Source organism: Chryseobacterium sp. CP-77 (assembly GCF_036362765.1).
Lineage (GTDB): Bacteria > Bacteroidota > Bacteroidia > Flavobacteriales > Weeksellaceae > Chryseobacterium > Chryseobacterium cupriresistens.
Map to the genome: position 1 here is coordinate 2,004,520 of NZ_CP143637.1, position 18,444 is coordinate 2,022,963.

Consider the following 18,444-nt stretch of genomic DNA (forward strand, 5'->3'; position numbering starts at 1 on the left):
TTACTTTATGCCAATTGATACGATATACAGAACCTCCCAGTGCGAATGGGTAGATGTAGAGGCTCCTACTTTAGAAGACCTGAAATTTCTTCATGAAAGATATGAAATCAACAACCTTCTTCTGGAAGATACGATGGATCCTAATCACCTTCCAAAATATGAAGAAGACGGGAATGTAAAATTCTTTTTACTCCGTGAAAGTACAGAGCTGGAAAGGAAAAATCTCAATACCATCAGTGATATCAGCACCAAGATTGGAATTTTTCTGGTGGAAAATACCATTATTACCATCCACAGGATGAAAACCAGGAGTATTACAGAGACCAAGAAAAATGTTTCTCTGATTCAGGAAGATGTTACTCCTCAGCAAATCACCCTGATGATTGCTATCTTAATTATGAAAAGTTTTGATGATGAATCCTTAAGTCTGTTCGAAACAATGGACAATATAGAGAATGAAATTTTTCTTAAAAACACGAATCATACGAGCCAGATCCGCCGTCTCTACAAACTGAAACGAAAATCGGGCTTGAATTCCCGCGTACTGGTAATCTCTACGGATGCTATTGATAAATTTAAACTGCTGAATTTACAGGACTCAGAAATTGTCGATTTGAAAGATAAGCATAAGGATGTCGTTGCCGATTTTGATCATTTAAACATTCAGATTACCAACCTTATTTCCATGTTCCTGGCACTTTCGGACCAAAAAGCCAACCAGGTGATGAAGGTGTTGGCCATTTATTCTGTTTACTTTTTACCGATCACTTTCATTGCCGGGGTTTACGGAATGAATTTCGATAATATGCCTGAGCTTCATCATAAGTATGGATATTTTGTAACATTGGGAGCGATGGCTACGGTTGTGATCAGTACATTTATTTATGTAAGGCGAAAACAGTGGTGATTCATTTTTATATCAATACAAAGACACAAAGATTTTGATCACCCAATTGATGATCTTTGTCTTTTACCGGCACACCCTCAAAACAAAATACCATGACTACTGAAAACCTCAACAAAATTCTGGAAGATCCTTCTCTTTCACAGGCATCCAAAGATAAGTTGCTTGCCTTACACGGGAATATAGCTGCTAAAGAATTCTCTGATCTTCTGGATCAGTCTGGTAATCAGTATATAGAGTTTGTACAGGAAGGTGGCGGTGTGTGGGGAAGCGCATTGGTTGGTTATCTTTATGGTCTGGAAATATTCGGGATCCGTTTTCTGAAAGTAGCAGGAACGAGTGCCGGAGCTATTAACACCATGCTTATTGCAGCCTGCAAAACCAAAGAAGAACCTAAAAGTGAGCTGATTAAGGATATTCTTTTCAGCTGGAATTTTGCAGATTTTATGGATGGGAAAACGTATGTAAAGACGACCCTTCATGCAATGCTGAACAACAAAGATTTTTTTAAGATCAATGCCATCATTGCGGTCATTCTTTTCATTATTCTGCTGAGTATTCCTTTTCTGGCTCCTCCCACAACCATACTGAACGCCAAACTAATGTTCCTGATTCCATTGATTCCGGCTGTCATTCTCTTTTTCTGTATTAAAAAGCTTTATAATAATTTCAGAAAGGAAAACAGCGGACTGAATCCCGGAAATGTTTTTCAGAATACCATGCAGAATGCGCTGGCCCAATTTGGAATACAAACAGTTGCCGATCTCAATAAAAAATTCATTCAGAAAGAAAAAGACCTCAATCTCAGCTACCGTTATGGGAACGGGCAGGAATATTATCAGATGGCTTTGCAAAGCATCGAAAAGATCAGAATCAAAAATCAGGAACACATTGACCAGACCCGATACAGAATTTTCTATGAAAGTGCCGTCAATAATGATTATTATAAAAACAATCCGTTTTATCTTCTTACCTCAGAATATGTGGTTATTACCACTGATATCAATGCTAAAATTAAGGTAGAACTTCCTACGATGGCCAATCTCTACTGGTCCGAAGAGGAACTGAAACACATCAGTCCGGCTGAATTTGCAAGAGCCTCTATGGCGGTACCCTTTTTCTTTGAACCTTTCCAGAAACAAATTAACAGAAACGATGATTCTGTAAAATATGCCTGGAGGTATTGGATGAATACCCAACCTGAAAATATAAACCCAGCAGGAGTTTTCATTGATGGCGGCAGTATCTCCAACTTCCCTATTGATCTTTTTCACGCTGATGAAGTTTTTTATCCGAGAATGCCTCTTTTTGGGGTACAGCTAACCAGTGATTCTGCCATTCTTTCTGAAAAAGGGAAAACCAGTGAAGAAATCCTTAAAACACCGTTCAGCTACGCAGGAAATATCATCAGCACTCTGAAAGGGTTTAATGATAAAACATTCCTTACCAAACATACTTTTTATAAGCTATACAGTATACAAACCGTTAACTGTGGGACCAGCAGCTGGCTGAATTTCTTTATGAAAAGAGAAGAAAAGGAAGAACTCTTCAACAGAGGTTTTCAGGCTGCCCTTGATTTTCTCAACACATTTGATTGGGAAAAGTACAAATATGAAAGAATGATGCTTACGATGAAGGAGAAAAAAATACTCAAAGAAGAGGATACGCCTACGGTGGGGTAAAGATTTTCAAGTATTTTTCTCTGTATTAAAAAAAAATACAGAGAAAAGTAAGTTGAACCCGTTTTAATTCAAGTTCAACTTCATTTTATTGGTTACAAATTATCCAGAAAATCCAGATACATCGGAACACTTCTGTTGATCCATTCATCGGAAGAATCTCTTTCAATTCCGTAATAGACGAAAGGTTCTTTATAATCGGCTTTTATATAATCGAAAGTCAGTTCATAAGGTCTGAAAAGTTCCTTCATCGTGTATTTATATTCCCCTGTTTCAGAATATCCATCTTCATCTATTCCTGCGGTAACAGCTAGTGTCATTTTCTTTCCGGCCAGTTTGAAACCGCTGTTGCTTCCATACGCCCAGCCGTATAAAACCACTTCATCCAGCCATTGTTTTAAAAGCGGCGGACTGCTGAACCAGTAAAAAGGAAACTGAAATACAATCTTGTCATACGATTCCATCAGCTTCTGCTCTTCTGCCACATTGATTTTTCCATCAGGGTAAGCCTTGTACAGTTGATGAACCGTATATTTTTCAGGGTATTTTTTTAACTCGTCGATCCATTTTTTATTGATCACTGATTTTTCAATATCAGGATGCGTCACAATCACTAATGTTCTCATTATGTTTAAATTTCGATCACAAAATTACAACGTGTTACTTACATTTCGTACATTAGCAACCTATTGTATGGTACTATAAAAAATGTAAGTAATGACTAAAATAAAGGAAACCTCAACCAATTTTGCCAATAAAAAAGCTCTTGCTGATGAATGTCCGGAAATCTATGCTTCCAATATTATCGGAGGGCAGTGGGCATTAGCCATATGCTGTTATCTGATCAATGGAAAAATGAGATTTGGAGAACTTAGAAAAAAGCTTCAGAACATTACCGAGCGTATGCTCACCCTTCAGCTTCGCAGGCTGGAAGAGGATAAAATCATTACCAGAACAGTCTATGCAGAAGTTCCTCCAAGGGTAGAATATGAGCTTACAGAAATCGGTTATAAGTTGAAGCCCATCATTCTTGAGTTTGAAAAATGGGGTAATGAGCATAAACAGATTATGGAAAAGAAATAAAAGGCTTGGGTTAAAGGAATTTCGCAAAGATCTTACATTAGCGAAGGCAAGCACCTAAAATGTGATCAGTTCAATAGCAATGGACTTTCTTTTTCTATTCTTAATTTCGGAAGCTGGATTCCTGCGGAATGACACAAGTATGCATAGTGTCAAACAGTTCTATATGTAATTCCGTAGAATCCCGGCTTGTTAATTGAAGAATAATCCGTATTCTACTTTTCCTCAGCTTTTTTCCACAAAGGTTTTTGTGCCAGTACTTTTGGGTGAACAGGACAGCTTTCATGATGAGCTCCCTGAAGATATCCGGTACTCATCAGAAATTCGTTGACAATCTCCCCGCCAGTGAATTTGAATGTTTTTTTGAACAGCTTCATCCATTCCTGCAATGTCATAGGATGATGGTGCTCCAGCCATTTTTCAAAGGAACCAAATTCCTTTTGTAATTCAATGATTGTTTTAGCATTTTCAATGGCAGCATTGACCTTTAATTTATTTCTGATAATTCCAGGATCACTCAACAGCCTTTCACGGTCTTCTTCTGTATAAGCCGCAATTTCCTGAATATCAAACTGATCATAAGCTTTTCTGAAGCTGTCTTCTTTTTTCAGAACCGTTTCCCAGCTTAGTCCTGCCTGATTAATTTCCAGAATCAGTCTTCCGAACAATTCATTATCATCGTGAATGGGAAACCCATAATAGTTGTCATGATAATTTTTGTGCAGTTCTTTTCTGCTTTCAGGCTGCATTCCTTCTATTGCTAAACAGTAACTCATTTCAGTATATTTTCTATTTTGTAAAACTTTCAGACTGTAAAGATAAAGCGGGATTGTGACAACTGTCCGTCAGTAGTGTTTTTTATTTTTAAATTTTAATAGCACAATTTTTTTTTAAGAGAATCCATTATTAATTAAAAGTCTGCTGATACATATTGAAATAAAGCGTAGTTTTGTAATTATGCCCAGTTCAGGACTTCATATGAAAATTTATAAAGGTGTCATTACGATGCTTATATTGTTGTTTTCGTTGTCTCCGTGCTCAGTCAAAAGAAATGTCCTTGATATTTTTGACATTCAGTACATCAGCGGGCTTAATAAGGTAAAAACAACCTCATCGCTCTCTTTCAGCTGTGATACCGCTTTTACTTCTTCAGAAACTGCCGTTTCAAAAACCAAAATTCAAAACCAGTACTATAAGTTTCTATCTGGTTTTAATTCAGCTGCAGCCAATCTTTTTGAAGAAAAATCTTTTCTCAATAACTATTCCGGGCATTCTACCGGGAACAGCCCTCCGAAATATATTCTGTTTAAAAGACTGAGACTTCATCTGGTTTAGACTTTTTAAGTCAGATTATAAAAAATCAGTTTTTTTACAACACAATATTAATTTCAATGAAACATACCTTAAACAGCCAGTCTTCAGACATGGCCGGATTATATACTTTATCCCTCCGTATGGTTATCGGATGGACCTACTTTTCAGCGTTCTGGCGCCGTCTTATCCTTGAAAACAAACTTATTCCTGACGAAAAGGGATATATCGGGGAAAAATTCAATCATTTTTTGCCCAATGCACTCGGAATAAAACCTGTTATTGAATATCTGGTGACTCATCCTGATGCTTTGCAACGCTCCATGATGATTTTTACCATTATTGAGGCAATTGTCGGATTATTCATCATCCTCGGTTTATTTACCCGGCTGATGAGTATTGGCATTTTCAGCCTTGCTCTCGGGATTTTATTAGGTTCCGGCTGGCTGGGAACAACCTGCCTTGATGAGTGGCAGATTGGTGTACTGGGTGTAGCCGGTGGATTTGTCATGTTTCTCACAGGAAGTGGTCCTTATTCTCTGGATCATTATTTTATGAAAAATAACAAAAAATTCACTCAAAAAAAATGGTTTCAATGGCTTGGCTCAGGAAATTTTCCTGTGTCAAATCCAAAGGGTTTTGTATTGGCGGGCTCACTCATCATATTGGGGTTAACTCTTTTTACCAATCAGTATTTTCATGGAGGTGTGTGGGGAATACTTCACAATAAATCGGTAAGACCCAAGCTGGAAATTTCAAAAATCTCTCATCAGCACTCAAAGTTAACGTTCGAAGTTTACAGGACGGAAGGTGCTGATGTGTATGGTTCTTTTCTGATAGGCATTCATATCCTCGACAAAAACGGAAAGATTTTAAAGGAACTGGATCATAAAGAACTTGCCGGAATTCCTAAAGAGGATATTCAGAATCATTATGTTGCCAAAGTGAAACCGGGAAAGCACAGTCTGGTAATTCCATTAGGAGCAAAAGCAGATGTAACACTGAATATTGATGATATTTTTCAAAAAAATGATATCTACAGTCTGAAACTGATTGATGTGAGTGGTATTGAATGGATAGAAAAGATTGATTAGCGATGCGGGGTGCGAGACACGGGTTTCATGTTTAGGCTGAAACCTATTCTTGATTTATTATAGAGAAAGCGGACTAAGGTCCGCTCTTATTGAATGCTGTCTGTACAATTTCCAGGTACTATTTATGTTTGAGGCTATTTCTCAGAAACTATGACATGATAGGTGCACTTGCTGTCCGGATCAAGTCTGAGTACTTTTATATCCAATAAAACATCCAGCCCCATGGTGTCGCAAACGCCCTGTATGAAAGGTTTTATGACTGGCCAATTCAACAGACCTGCAATTTGCAGGCTATTTGTGATTTTGTGGTAACGGTCTACTCCTTTAATAAGCAATTCGCATTTGTAGTCATTTAATTCTTTAAATTCAAAATTGTATTCGGGACTGGATGTAAAAACTGCTCCTATCAACATTTTTGCAACGGCCGGAATTCCAGGCTGCAGATTGGGTTTTGTTTCAAGATTCCTCAGTGTCATTCTTGATCCCAGATCATACATAAAGGTACTGGAAAGCTGTTCAATAGCTTCGGGTCCGTAAAGTTTTTCGATCTGTTTGAGCATACCTCCGTAAAAAGCTCCTGTAATATCAGAGAGGCGCTGTGTAAGCTCTGTGAAAGTTCCGGGAAAGAAATCTGCAATAATCTGAGCCTGATTCATTTCAGGGAGATAGATATCATTTTTTCTGAAATCTGATAATGCCGCGTAAGTTTCCGGCAGTTGAATTTGATTCATATATAATAAGTTATTAGTGACTTGAAATCATGATTTAGCTAAATAATAAAACGGAATACAATACTTCACACCGTTTTCTGATATTGGGAAATTGCCTTTAAGAAATATAAAAAGCAAAGTGAAAGACAGCCAGATCTTTCAGTTCAATAACCGGAAATCAGATAAAGTGTGATACAGCATTCCGGCAAATCCTTTTTGAATGGATTATTAAAAGGTGAGGGAATTTATTCATATTTTTTTCATTTGGTAATGTAAAGCTAGAAAAAATAAATAAACTCTCCAATAAGTGATATTATTTTTTATTTAACAAAATGAAAACAGAAAGTATTGTTTATTATCATGTTAAGGCAGATACAATAAAAAAAGACCTTCGAAATTCCGAAGGTCTTTTTTAAAATCTAGTGCATGGCTTCACTCAAATCTATTTTTTCTTTGCTCTTTCTTTCTTTTACTAGTAAGATAAACGGAATACATATCAGGAATACGATTCCGAGGTAAAGAAATACATCCATATAAGATAAAACAGTGGCCTGTTTTGTTACGGATAAATCGAGCATTTTATAAGCGGCATTCATTGCTGCATCAGGAGTCATCCCTTTCGCTATGAAATTGGCCTTCAATGCTGCCAGTCTTTGCTGAACATCAAAACTGTTTTCGTCCAGGTGGGAAATTAAGTTGTTTCTATACTTCTGCCCTGCATTGGCAATAAAGGTCGTGATCGCTGCAATCCCGAAAGATCCTCCCAGCTGTCTCATCATCCCTGTAAAGGCTGCTCCCTGGCCAATCTCCTGCCCTTTCAGGGTACTTAATGACAAAGAGGTAATCGGAATAAATAATAATCCCAGACCTGCTCCTCTTACAATCAGCATCCAGAAGAAGGCATCTTTACTGGTATCCGGGGTCAGAATTTTGTATCCCCAGAAACTGTAAACGAAGAAGATAAAGAGCCCTAATGAAACCAGGATCTGCTGTTTTGCTCCTTTTGCCAGTAGTCTCCCAATGATAGGCATCATAAAGGCTGTTGTTAATGCAGCCGGAATCATCAAAGCTCCCGACTGAAGTGCTGTCCATCCCAAAATACTCTGGGTGTACAAAGGAACGATGAATGTAGAACCATACAATCCGAATCCAAGAACAAATGACATCATAGTCCCGATTCTCAGGTTGCTGTTTTTAAGCACTCTGAGCTCAACAATCGGGTACTTGAAGGTAAGTTCCCGCCAAAGGAAGAGTATAAATCCTAAAATTGCTGCTACAGTAAAGGCCACGATCATTCCACTTTCAAACCAGTCTTCTTCATGTCCTCTTTCCAGAATAAACTGTAATGAGCCTACTGTAACTGCCAGCAGCGCAATTCCAAGCCAGTCAACATCTGAAGCTTTACGTTTTTCTGCATATTTCGGGCTTCTTACAAACTGAAGCGTCATCAGCGTTGCTGCAATCCCAATCGGAATATTAATATAGAAAATATAGGGCCAGCTGAAGTTATCAACGATGTATCCTCCAAGAGGCGGGCCCAGTGTAGGACCGATAATTACCCCAAGTCCGTAAATAGCCTGAGCCATACTTCTTTTTTCAATAGGATACGATTCCGTAATAATCGTTTGTGAGGTTACCAGTAAGGCTCCACCCCCGATTCCCTGCATCAATCTGAAGAACACAAGTTCCCAGATATTGGTCGCATTTCCGCATAAGAACGAAAATACGGTGAATATAATGATGGATGCCGCAAAGTAATTTCTACGCCCAAACTGCTGTGAAAGCCAGCTCGTCATCGGAACTATGATAACGTTCCCGATGGCATACGCCGTAATAACCCATCCTACTTCTGAAAGCGTAGCTCCAAGATTCCCCTTCATTTCATTCAAGGCAACATTGACAATCGTGGAGTCTACAATTTCAAGAAGGGCACAAAGGATAGCCGTAATCGTAATGATTACTCTCCGCGCTCCATATTCTACTAATGAATCTTGCATAAGTTTTTTTTGATGTGAAAAATCAATGATGAATTTTGCTTCGCAGGTGAACGGTGAATTGTATAGCTTATCGTTTTAATTGACAGCAAAGCCGATTCACTATTGACAGCGAAATTCGTTGACTTTTAACAATTTTAAATGTTATTTCAAAGCAACTTCTGCCTTCACGTTCATTCCTGTTCTTAATCTTTTGGCAATATTCTTGTCAAGATTTACAAAATCAATTTTTACAGGAAGTCTCTGAACTACTTTTACGAAGTTACCACTCGCATTATCCGGAGGAAGAATAGAGAAAGTAGCTCCTGTAGCGGGAGAGAATGAGCTTACCACTCCTTCAAATTCCTGATCAGGAAAAGCATCAATCTCAATTTTCACTTTCTGGCCTTCTACCATTTTGTCTACCTGTGTTTCTTTAAAGTTGGCCACCACCCATTTCTGGTCGTTTTTAACCAAAGCAAACAACTGAGCTCCCGCCTGCAGATACTGACCTGCCTGCGTAGGTACTTTTCCAACGTATCCGTCTTCAGGGGCAAGGATTACCGTATATGACAAATTCAGTTTTGCATTTTCTACATCTACTTCTCTTTGTTTAGCAACAGAACCTGCCACGCTGATTTGTTGTGAACTGGCAGCCGTCTGAGAAGAGGCTATATGAGTTTGCTGGGCAATCTGATTTCTTTGGTCCACCAAAACCTGTAATTGTCTGTCAGCAGATTGTTTTGCAGCCAAAGCCTGCTCATACTGCTGTTCTGTAATAGAATGGTCTTTTACAAGATTAGCATATCTCTTAAGATCCTGAGAAGTTTTCCATACATTTACTTTTGCCGCTTCAATCTGAGCATTAGCCGTTACTACTGCTGCTTCTGAAGAACCTATATTTTTCGAAGTAGCCGTTGTAGTCGCTTCTGCATTTGAAATGTTGCTTCTGGCTGTAGATAAAGCTGCCTGAGCTTGTTCCAGAGCCATTTTCTGATCTCTGTTATCCAAAATCACCAAGGTATCTCCTTTCTTCACAAACTGGTTGTCTTTTACTTCTACCTGAGCTACATAGCCGGAGATTTTAGAAATTACCGGTGCCATATTGGAAGCAATCTGAGCATCATCAGTCTCTTCGTGATACTGTCCGTAAGTAAAGGCTCTGTACCCGTAGATTCCTCCTCCGATTACTACTGCCGCTAAAATGATAGGAAAAACTAAACTTTTTTTCTTTTTAGGTTCAGCTGCCTGTGTATTATTATTTTCCATTTTGGTTTTGATCTGATTATTTAATTGTTAAAGTTCCTGTTATCTGTAATAGTTTTCTGTATGCCAGTGCAGCATCTGCCTTAGCATTGATCACGCCAACATTGGCAGCAATCTGTGCCGCGTCTGCATCCAGCAATTCAGTCATGGTTGCCAACCCGTTGTCGTATTTATTTTTGGTAATTCTGTAATTTTCATTAGCCTGTTCCGCCGATTTTTCAAAAACAGCAATTCTCTTTTTTGAATAGTCTGTGTTCTGATATTCTCTGTTGACATCAAGCTTAATGTTATCATTCAGTAATTCATCAGTAGCGGCAAGCTGCTTTTCTCTCGCCTGCGATTGTCTCAATGAAGAATTTTCTTTCCAAAGATTGGACAGGTTATAAGAAACCCCGATGCCTACATTGATGGCATTGTATACGGTAAGAAACTTAGGGATATCCGCTGCTACATAACCTCCTGTAAATGCGATGGAAGGAAGATTTTCTGCTTTTGCTGCTTTCGAACCTAATTCCGCCGCTTTTCTCTGTTGTGCCAGAGCCTGTAAATCTTTACGGTTTTCTCTGGCTTCATTAACATAATAATCAACAGGTTTTACATCTGTTCCTTCTTCAATATAATTTTCATCTACTGCCAGTTCCGTTGTTTCGGGAAGACCAAGCAATAAATCCATATTGATGTTGGCAATATTGTAGTTATTTTTGGCTTCCAACAGCTGAAGTTCAATATTTGAGGTCTGAAGATTTGCCTTTAATCTGTCGTTTCTTGCAATCAAACCATTGTTTTCCATTTTAAGGAAGGTTTCATCTCTTTTTTGAGAAGCGGAAAGATTTTCTTCAAAAACCTTGATGGACTGGTTGGCTTTAAACAGGTTATTATAAGCCTGGGCAACGTTATAAGCAATGGCAATTTTATCATTCTCAGTGCTTAGTTTAGAAGCTTCCACCAGATATTTTGCTGACTGAATTCCGTATTTGATTCTTCCACCGCTGTAAATGGGAACGCTAAGATTAGCAGAACCGTAAACTACCTGATGTATTTCAGGTCCGCCAGCTCCTCCTGCAAGACCAGGAAGTTTGATATCAACATTCGGTTTTATCGGAAGGTACATATAGCTACCAGACACCTTTAATTCCGGCAGTTGTCTGTTTTTAGCCTCCAAAAGATCAGCTGTAGCCTCTTCGATCTTGGCTGCATCGATCTTGAGATTCTTGCTGTTCTGGATTCCCAGCTGCACGGCCTCGTCAAGAGTAAGTGTTCTTTTCTCCTGAGCATTCGCATTTGCTATTCCTACGAATAGTGATAATGCAATCACTGAGTTATTTATTCTCTTCATAACCTAAAAGGTCTTTTAGTAAATATTTAATATGTTTATTAAGTTCTGTGTAGTATTTTTCATCAAAAGCTTCTTCATCTTCTGTTTCATTCAGGAACTCTTTATACATTTCTTTTGCATTGAATGCATAAAACAAGGTTCCGCTTACGGTAGAATGAAGGAGATAAATAGGTGGATTTTTGGTGAAAATTCCATTTTTAAGACCACTTTCCAATATTTGTGAATACATAGAAAGGAATCCCATTTTGGTTTGCTTCAAAAATTCAACAATCTGAGGATTCTTGGTATGCAGCTGCTCTCTCTGCATAATCCTGTAGAAGCATTTTTGAGTCCGGATCTTGTGAGAAAACTGATCGATGACTCTTTCAATCTTCTGCCAATCGTTGATGTCTGTTCTTCCCAAAAGGTCTTTTGAGAAAAACTGACCTTCATTCATTCTGTATTCCACTAATTTCTCATAAAGTTTTTCCTTAGAGCCAAAATAATATGAGATCATAGAGATGTTTACATTCGCCGCCTTTGCAATTTCCCGGGTGGAAGTTCCTTCGAATCCCTGTTCTGCAAAGAGCTTCTCGGCAGCGAATAATATATTTTCTTCTTTTGAAATCATGTTAGTGTTCATTTTTCAGGGCGCAAATGTACACAAGTTTTCATTCAAATCAAACGATTGATTGATTTTTTAATATAGATTTAATTTATTGCAAAGAAAAGACGGTTTCTATAATATATGCTGAAAGCGCAGGAAAGGCAGTTTTTAATTTAAAAGAGTTTTATTTTGAATTAATATTCGGGAAAACCTGAACGATAATTTTAATATTTCAGAATGCATTCAATTGAAGCAAACGTAAAAATATAAGGAAAATAGAGCTGAAATAATAATCTGTACAGGACAAAAACAAAAACTCCGGCATTTACCGGAGTTTATTTATGTGCTTTTATGAATATATCTTGATAATTTTATTCCCAGGTCGGTCCAGACGATTTTGGGGTTTCCGTTTCTGGTCAGGTGCAGATCAGCAGTATTGATTTCTTCTAAAATGCTCTCAATATTGGCTCCGCTGATAAATTTTGAAAAACCGGCCCAATTGAAACCGTTCGCATTGATCTTTTTATAAACCAGATTTTCGGACTGATAATTCTGAAGCAGCGCCAGTCTGAAAATTTCAGAACAATAATTGAGGAAGTTTTTTTGCTTTTCTCTGTTCCACCCAGCAATTTCCCTTGCCCATAAAATAATACTTCGGAGATATTCCGGTTTCTTTTTTACCATAAATGCATCTCTTACCCATTGTACAAAAAGCTTTTCAAACTCATTGCTTTTGTCTCCTGAGTTCAGAAGCTTAATGGCATCATTGAGATCTCCTTGTGCCTCATGAACAATTTCTCTTACCTTATCTTCGGAAACAGAAAAGTTCTTTTTAAGGTAGTTTTCAATATCCTCATCATTAATTCTCGGGATCTCTACAATCTGTGTCCTGGAAAGAATGGTAGGAAGAATATCATTGGTACTTTCGGCAGTAAGCAGAATGACCGTTTTTGCGGGTGGTTCCTCTAAAAATTTCAAAAATTTATTGGAAGCCGCGATATTCATTTTATCTGCTCTCCAGACAATAAGAATTTTGGTTCCGCCTTCAAAACTTTTTAAAGAAAATTTCTGGTTCTGATCATCCACTTCATCGGCAGAAATAAATAACTGTTTATTTTCGGATTCTAAAAAAGCAGTCCAGTCGTCATAGCTTGCATAAGGAGAAGCCAGGATCATTTCTCTGAACTCGTCAAATTTATTTTTGCTTAATGAATTTTTATTATCCGTAAAAACCGGAAAGCTGAAATGCAGATCCAGGTGATTGAGATGCTCAACCTTCGCAGCAGCATGTTCGTTTTCCTGGCTGAAAATTTCCCGTGCATAGGCCAATACCATAGGCAGTGTTCCGTAACCCTCCTTTCCTACAAAAAGTTGGGCATGGCTCACTCTGTTTTCAGCAATGCTTTCTCTAAGAAGTTTTTTCAGATTAGTCTGTCCGGCGATGTTCTCCCAATTCATGTTTCAAAGATAAAAAATCTTATTTCATTTCATAAAATTAAGTCTGCTTAAAATGGATAAAAATATAGATCATGCATTTTGAGTTTCTTTACATCTTTAAAAATGCAGGATGTAATAAAACCATTAAGAAGGATTGAAGAAATAAAGTATATTAAGATGAATCATTCTGATCTAAAGATTGAAGAGAAGCTTATCTTAATATTCGTAGCACCTTCATATAATCTTAATGGTCCAAAAGAAATGTGTCATATTATAGGTAATATCAATAATAGGATTAGAATAAAATATAAAATTAAATTTTACACAATTTAATTTTAAGCAATACATTTGTAGAGTGAAATTATTTGTAAATTTATTACCATTTCACACCAATTCAAATATTAAATTATATACCAATGGATACCAACCTGGAACAAAAAATCAAAGGGATATTTCAACAGCAGAAATCCTTTTTCAAAACTAATCAGACAAAAGATATTGAATTCAGAAAAGCACAATTAAGAAAATTCCGGGATGTTTTTCTTCAGCATACCGATGCACTTTGTGAGGCTTTGGATACAGATTTGGGAAAAAGCAGAAAAGAAGCGGAATATGTGGAGATTCAAATAGTGATCAGCGAACTTGATTATTTGCTGGAAAATATTGACGAATGGGCAAAACCGACTTCTGTACCTTCCAAACCACATCCTTCAGGTGCGGAAGTGGAAAGTAAAGTAACGTATCAGCCTTATGGGGTTACCTATATTATTGGTCCTTTCAACTATCCTGTTCAGTTAACATTCAGTCCGTTAATCGGAGCTTTGATCTCCGGAAATACAGCCATTATAAAACCTTCTGAAAATACACCACATGTCGCGCAGGTGCTTGAAGATATTGTGAAAGCATCTTTTGATGAATCTTATGTAGCCGTTATTCAGGGGGCTATTGAGGAAAATACTCTTTTACTCAGCTTACCTTTCGATTATATTTTCTTTACCGGAAGCCCGAATGTCGGGAAAATTGTGATGAAAGCCGCTGCCGAACAATTAATTCCGGTTACGCTGGAACTTGGAGGAAAATCTCCCACCATTGTTCATAAAGATGCCGATCTGGATAAAGCTGTGGCAAGAATATCCTACGGAAAATGGATAAATTGCGGACAAACCTGTGTCGCTCCCGACTATATTTATATCCATGAGTCTGTAAAAGATGCCTTTATAGAAAAATTTAAAGCTCATTTAAATACAACTTATGAAGGGAATTCTTTAGGGAAAATCGGGAAAATTGTAAGCCAGAACCAAATTAAACATCTAGCAGGTTACCTGGAAGCTGCTCCGGAAAAAGTAATTTACGGAGGACATTATGATCTTGAAACCCGTCATTTTGAAGCTACTTTAATGGATCATGTGAACTGGGATGATCAGGTGATGCAGCAGGAGATCTTCGGCCCTATCCTTCCTGTTATGACCTATAATAATATTGAAGAAGCTCTGGAGGAAATCAACAGCCGTCCAAAACCTCTCGCATTATATGTTTTCACGGAAGATCAGAAATTTGCAGATTATGTTTTAAACCATACCACAAGCGGTGATGCTGAAATCAACAGTTCCATTATCCATGTAGGTTCTCATTATTTACCTTTTGGAGGTGTAGGAACTTCGGGAATGGGAAAATACCATGGAAAATTTAGTTTTGAGTGTTTCAGCCACAGCCGTTCTGTACTTCAGGTAAAATAATAGTATAAATGCTTATTCATATAAACCGGGACTGTTCATCATAGAACAGTCTTTTTTTTGTAAAACAGAATTGCTGTTTTTATGGCTGAAAATTTGCATTTTTCTTTTAAAGGAAAGCCCTTAACAAACTTTAACCACATATAATTTTTACAATTCATTAATATTTAAGATATTTGCGCATTGTTTTAAAAATCAAGAATGAAAAAAATCTTTGTAGTATCATTCATATCAGTTGGATATTTTCTGAATGCACAGAGTCTAAGCAACTCCCCTTATGCAACTTATGGAATTGGAGATGTGAAATATGATAATACGATCGAAACTGCTTCTATGGGAGGTATATCTACTGCTTTTATAAGTGATTTTACCAGTAGTTTCAATTTTGCCAACCCGGCAAACAACGCCAATTTTGAACTTACGAGTATCAGACTGGAAGCTACCAACGAAAACAATTATTTCAAATCGAACTATAACGATATGAAATCTACAAAGCATTCTACGTACCTTTCCAATATTTCGATTGCATTTCCATTGTCTTCAAAAGTGAAAATGGGGATCTCTTATCAGCCTTACAGTTCTAAAAGCTACGATATCGTAACGGAACAGTTTACAGAAGATAAAACTCCTCTTTACAAAAACAGCTTTAAAGGAAGCGGAACTTTAAATACAGCTCAGCTTGCTGTGTCTTATAAGATCAATCAGGAATTATCCGTAGGAGCAAAAGCCAACCTTTATTTCGGAGACCTTAACGACCTTAATGAATTCCGTGCTTACAACAGTAACCTTGGGACTTACGTAGGGGAATATGTTAATGGCTATGAGACTAAAAACAGAGTCAGAAACTTTAATTTTACACTGGGTACAAGCTACCAGACTTTAAATACACGTACTGATAAGAAGTTCACATTGGGAGCTACTGCTACTTTTGGGAATACCAGTAATATGACGACACAGTATGTCAACAGTACTTACAGATACTCTGATGCTCAGGAAACCACCAAACTTAGCGGATCGGAAACCATTATTGAGCAAAAAGAAACAAAATCCAAAAACCTTCTTCCATTACAGGCTTCATTAGGAGTGGGATATGGTAGTGAAAACCATTGGTTTGTATCAGGACAGCTTGACTATAAAAAAGGAGAAGACATCTCTTATTTCGGTAAAACCTTTGATTTCCAGGACACTTACAGGATTTCTGCAGGTGGATGGTATCTTCCTAACTATAATAACTTCAGAAACTACTTCTCAAGGGTGATCTACCGATATGGAGCGTTCTACGAAAGAGGAAATCTTAAACTGGAAGGAAACAGCATTAATAAGTTCGGTATTTCAGCCGGGGTAATGCTACCGTTCAAGAACAGCAGTATCACAAGAATGAGTGGTCTTGAAATCGGATTGGAAGTGGGTAAAAGAGGTACTCTTAAAAACAACCTGATCAACCAGAACTTCGTCAACCTGAGAATCGGCTTTAATTTCGCTGATAAATGGTTCAGAAAGACTCTTTATAACTAAGATGAATTTTTCAGAAAAAATATCATATAAAAATATAGCATGCCTTTTTAGTTGTGCTATATTTTTTATATTGACATCCTGTGAGGAAGATCTTACCAAAAGAAATGGCAACCAAAGCAAGAATTTCCCTTCACAGATTATCAACAACGCCAATATTATACAGCGTGACTCCGGCTTTGTGACTTTAAAAGCCAAAGCCCCCATCATTGAAAAATACGAACTGATCGATAGCCCGTATGTGGTAGCCCGAAAAGGAATTGATATTGAGTTTTTTGATAAAAAGAAACCTAAAGTTCCGGGAAGAATTACCGCTAAATATGCCCGTATTTTCGAATATAAAAAATTCTACGAAGCCAAAGGTGATGTAAGGATAAAGACCAATGAAGGACAGAGATTTGCCATGCAGAGTATTTATTGGGATCAGAAAAGAAACAGAATCTACACCAAAGATACGGTGTATGTTACCATGGAAGACGGCTCTACCCTGGTAGGTGCCAATGGAATGACTGCCAAAGATGACTTTTCCGAATACACATTCTATAACAATTCCGGAGATTTCAGTTCAAAAAGAATTTCTGAAAATAAAAAATAAATCCAAAAAGAATGAAAGCTGTGGCTATTGGACTGATGTCCGGGACAAGTCTGGATGGTCTGGATATCTGTCTTGCTGAATTTGAAAAGCAGGACACATGGACTTTTAAAATCCTGAAAGCCGAAACACTCTCCTATTCTGAGGATTGGGAAACCCAACTTAGAAACTCCATTCATCTTTCGTCCGAAGGTTTGCTGGAACTGCATTCAGCGTATGGTTTTTATCTCGGGCAGCAGGTTAAAGCATTTATTCATCAGCATCAGCTTGAAAATATCGACCTGATTGCTTCTCATGGGCATACGGTTTTTCATCAGCCTAAAAGGAAATTCACCCTGCAGATCGGTGACGGCAGAGCCATAAAGCTGGAAACCGGATTACCTGTTATCTATGATTTCAGAAGCCAGGATGTGTTGATGAAAGGAAACGGAGCTCCTCTGGTTCCTATAGGTGATGCATTACTTTTCTCCGGATACAGCGCCTGCCTGAATTTAGGTGGATTTTCCAATATTTCTTTACAATGGGATGGGAAAAGGATCGCTTTTGATATTGCTCCCGTGAACATTGTTTTGAACCATCTGGCCCAGCAGCTTCATAAAAATTTTGATGAAAACGGAGCGCTGGCCGCACAAGGAAAGATAGATGAGACTTTACTGAACCAGCTTAACAGCCTGGATTTCTACCAGATTTCGCATCCAAAATCATTGGGAATAGAATGGTGCCATCAACATATATTTCCCCTTCTTGAAAATATTGAAGCCTTAGATGCTCTGGCCACTTTTACAGAACATGCTGCCCAGCAGATTGCCAATGTCATCAATGAATATAGTATAAAAGACATCCTTATCACTGGAGGAGGCACTTACAACACTTTTTTAATTGAAAAAATAAGAGCAAAAACACAAGCCGAAGTGATCATCCCTGAAAAAGAGATTATCGATTATAAAGAAGCCCTGATTTTTGCCTTTATGGGCGTTTTAAAGATGAATAACGAGATCAATGTATTGTCTTCTGCCACCGGAAGTACAGCGGATCATTGTTCGGGAGTTATTGCTTAGATATTTTTCATATTTTTATTTCACCGATCAGCCCAGCTGCGCAAAATCTCCTGACTTTGCGCCAGTAATAAAATCAATTCTCCAAATGCTCCAAAACAGGAAGAATTCGGTGAGCAGGGTTGCTTTTCAATCCTAATGATTTCAAAGGGCTTAATAAAGCAAAATTCAAATTG

General features: G+C 37.8%; 17 protein-coding genes. 9 read left to right on the forward strand and 8 right to left on the reverse strand.

Translation table 11 applies throughout. From position 1 onward, the window contains the following. Positions 1 to 7: 7 nt before the first annotated feature. Entirely contained in the window at positions 8 to 907 is a 900-nt protein-coding gene (locus V0410_RS08915; protein WP_330747193.1) for a magnesium transporter CorA family protein, read from the forward strand. Between the two features lie 92 nt (positions 908 to 999). Beyond that, positions 1,000 to 2,586: a patatin-like phospholipase family protein gene (locus tag V0410_RS08920; RefSeq protein WP_330747194.1), complete on the forward strand. Its 1,587-nt coding sequence runs from the start codon at positions 1,000 to 1,002 to the stop codon at positions 2,584 to 2,586. Positions 2,587 to 2,678: 92 nt separating this feature from the next. On the opposite strand, the gene V0410_RS08925 is transcribed toward V0410_RS08920, so the two are convergent. Further along, on the reverse strand, positions 2,679 to 3,209 hold the full coding sequence (locus tag V0410_RS08925) for an NAD(P)H-dependent oxidoreductase (RefSeq protein ID WP_330747195.1): 531 nt from the start codon (positions 3,207 to 3,209) through the stop codon (positions 2,679 to 2,681). A gap of 91 nt (positions 3,210 to 3,300) precedes the next feature. Between V0410_RS08925 and V0410_RS08930 the strand changes: the two genes are divergently transcribed. Next, the gene (locus V0410_RS08930) at positions 3,301 to 3,666 is read left to right on the forward strand and encodes a winged helix-turn-helix transcriptional regulator (RefSeq protein WP_110011437.1); all 366 of its coding nucleotides are present in this window, start codon (positions 3,301 to 3,303) and stop codon (positions 3,664 to 3,666) included. 212 nt (positions 3,667 to 3,878) lie between these two features. Here the strand turns inward: V0410_RS08930 and V0410_RS08935 are convergent, their stop codons facing one another. Beyond that, entirely contained in the window at positions 3,879 to 4,439 is a 561-nt protein-coding gene (locus tag V0410_RS08935) for a DNA-3-methyladenine glycosylase I (protein ID WP_330747197.1), read from the reverse strand. 181 nt (positions 4,440 to 4,620) lie between these two features. On the opposite strand from V0410_RS08935, the gene V0410_RS08940 reads away from it, so the two are divergent. Then, a complete protein-coding gene (locus tag V0410_RS08940; RefSeq protein WP_330747198.1) occupies positions 4,621 to 4,998 on the forward strand; it encodes a hypothetical protein in 378 nt (125 codons plus the stop codon). A 56-nt stretch (positions 4,999 to 5,054) separates the two neighbouring features. Next, positions 5,055 to 6,068, forward strand: a complete 1,014-nt coding sequence (locus V0410_RS08945) for a TQO small subunit DoxD (RefSeq protein WP_330747199.1) — start codon at positions 5,055 to 5,057, stop codon at positions 6,066 to 6,068. 134 nt (positions 6,069 to 6,202) lie between these two features. Here V0410_RS08945 and V0410_RS08950 read toward each other — a convergent pair whose 3' ends face one another. The 6 genes from V0410_RS08950 to V0410_RS08975 all read right to left on the reverse strand — a co-directional run bounded on the left by V0410_RS08950 (position 6,203) and on the right by V0410_RS08975 (position 13,397). Continuing rightward, entirely contained in the window at positions 6,203 to 6,799 is a 597-nt protein-coding gene (locus V0410_RS08950) for a hypothetical protein (protein WP_330747200.1), read from the reverse strand. A 398-nt stretch (positions 6,800 to 7,197) separates the two neighbouring features. Further along, positions 7,198 to 8,775: a DHA2 family efflux MFS transporter permease subunit gene (locus tag V0410_RS08955; RefSeq protein WP_062674556.1), complete on the reverse strand. Its 1,578-nt coding sequence runs from the start codon at positions 8,773 to 8,775 to the stop codon at positions 7,198 to 7,200. A 141-nt stretch (positions 8,776 to 8,916) separates the two neighbouring features. Continuing rightward, the gene (locus V0410_RS08960) at positions 8,917 to 10,020 is read right to left on the reverse strand and encodes an HlyD family secretion protein (protein WP_330747201.1); all 1,104 of its coding nucleotides are present in this window, start codon (positions 10,018 to 10,020) and stop codon (positions 8,917 to 8,919) included. 16 nt (positions 10,021 to 10,036) lie between these two features. After that, the gene (locus V0410_RS08965) at positions 10,037 to 11,353 is read right to left on the reverse strand and encodes a TolC family protein (RefSeq protein WP_330747202.1); all 1,317 of its coding nucleotides are present in this window, start codon (positions 11,351 to 11,353) and stop codon (positions 10,037 to 10,039) included. After that, complete coding sequence (locus tag V0410_RS08970) at positions 11,337 to 11,975, reverse strand: TetR/AcrR family transcriptional regulator (RefSeq protein WP_330747203.1); 639 nt, start codon at positions 11,973 to 11,975, stop codon at positions 11,337 to 11,339. The genes V0410_RS08965 and V0410_RS08970 overlap by 17 nt, the downstream gene beginning before the upstream one ends. 303 nt (positions 11,976 to 12,278) lie before the next feature. After that, positions 12,279 to 13,397 carry a DNA polymerase III subunit gene (locus tag V0410_RS08975; RefSeq protein ID WP_110011445.1) on the reverse strand — a complete coding sequence of 373 codons (1,119 nt, stop codon included), beginning with the start codon at positions 13,395 to 13,397 and terminating at the stop codon, positions 12,279 to 12,281. 395 nt (positions 13,398 to 13,792) lie between these two features. On the opposite strand from V0410_RS08975, the gene mdlD reads away from it, so the two are divergent. The 4 genes from mdlD to V0410_RS08995 all read left to right on the forward strand — a co-directional run bounded on the left by mdlD (position 13,793) and on the right by V0410_RS08995 (position 18,271). After that, positions 13,793 to 15,112, forward strand: coding sequence for an NAD(P)-dependent benzaldehyde dehydrogenase MdlD (mdlD, locus tag V0410_RS08980; protein ID WP_330747204.1), 1,320 nt, complete (start codon positions 13,793 to 13,795; stop codon positions 15,110 to 15,112). A gap of 198 nt (positions 15,113 to 15,310) precedes the next feature. Further along, positions 15,311 to 16,624: a hypothetical protein gene (locus V0410_RS08985; RefSeq protein ID WP_137905272.1), complete on the forward strand. Its 1,314-nt coding sequence runs from the start codon at positions 15,311 to 15,313 to the stop codon at positions 16,622 to 16,624. Position 16,625: 1 nt separating this feature from the next. Further along, positions 16,626 to 17,216, forward strand: a complete 591-nt coding sequence (lptC, locus tag V0410_RS08990) for an LPS export ABC transporter periplasmic protein LptC (protein ID WP_110011447.1) — start codon at positions 16,626 to 16,628, stop codon at positions 17,214 to 17,216. 11 nt (positions 17,217 to 17,227) lie between these two features. Next, positions 17,228 to 18,271 carry an anhydro-N-acetylmuramic acid kinase gene (locus V0410_RS08995; RefSeq protein ID WP_330747205.1) on the forward strand — a complete coding sequence of 348 codons (1,044 nt, stop codon included), beginning with the start codon at positions 17,228 to 17,230 and terminating at the stop codon, positions 18,269 to 18,271. Positions 18,272 to 18,444: the final 173 nt, after the last annotated feature.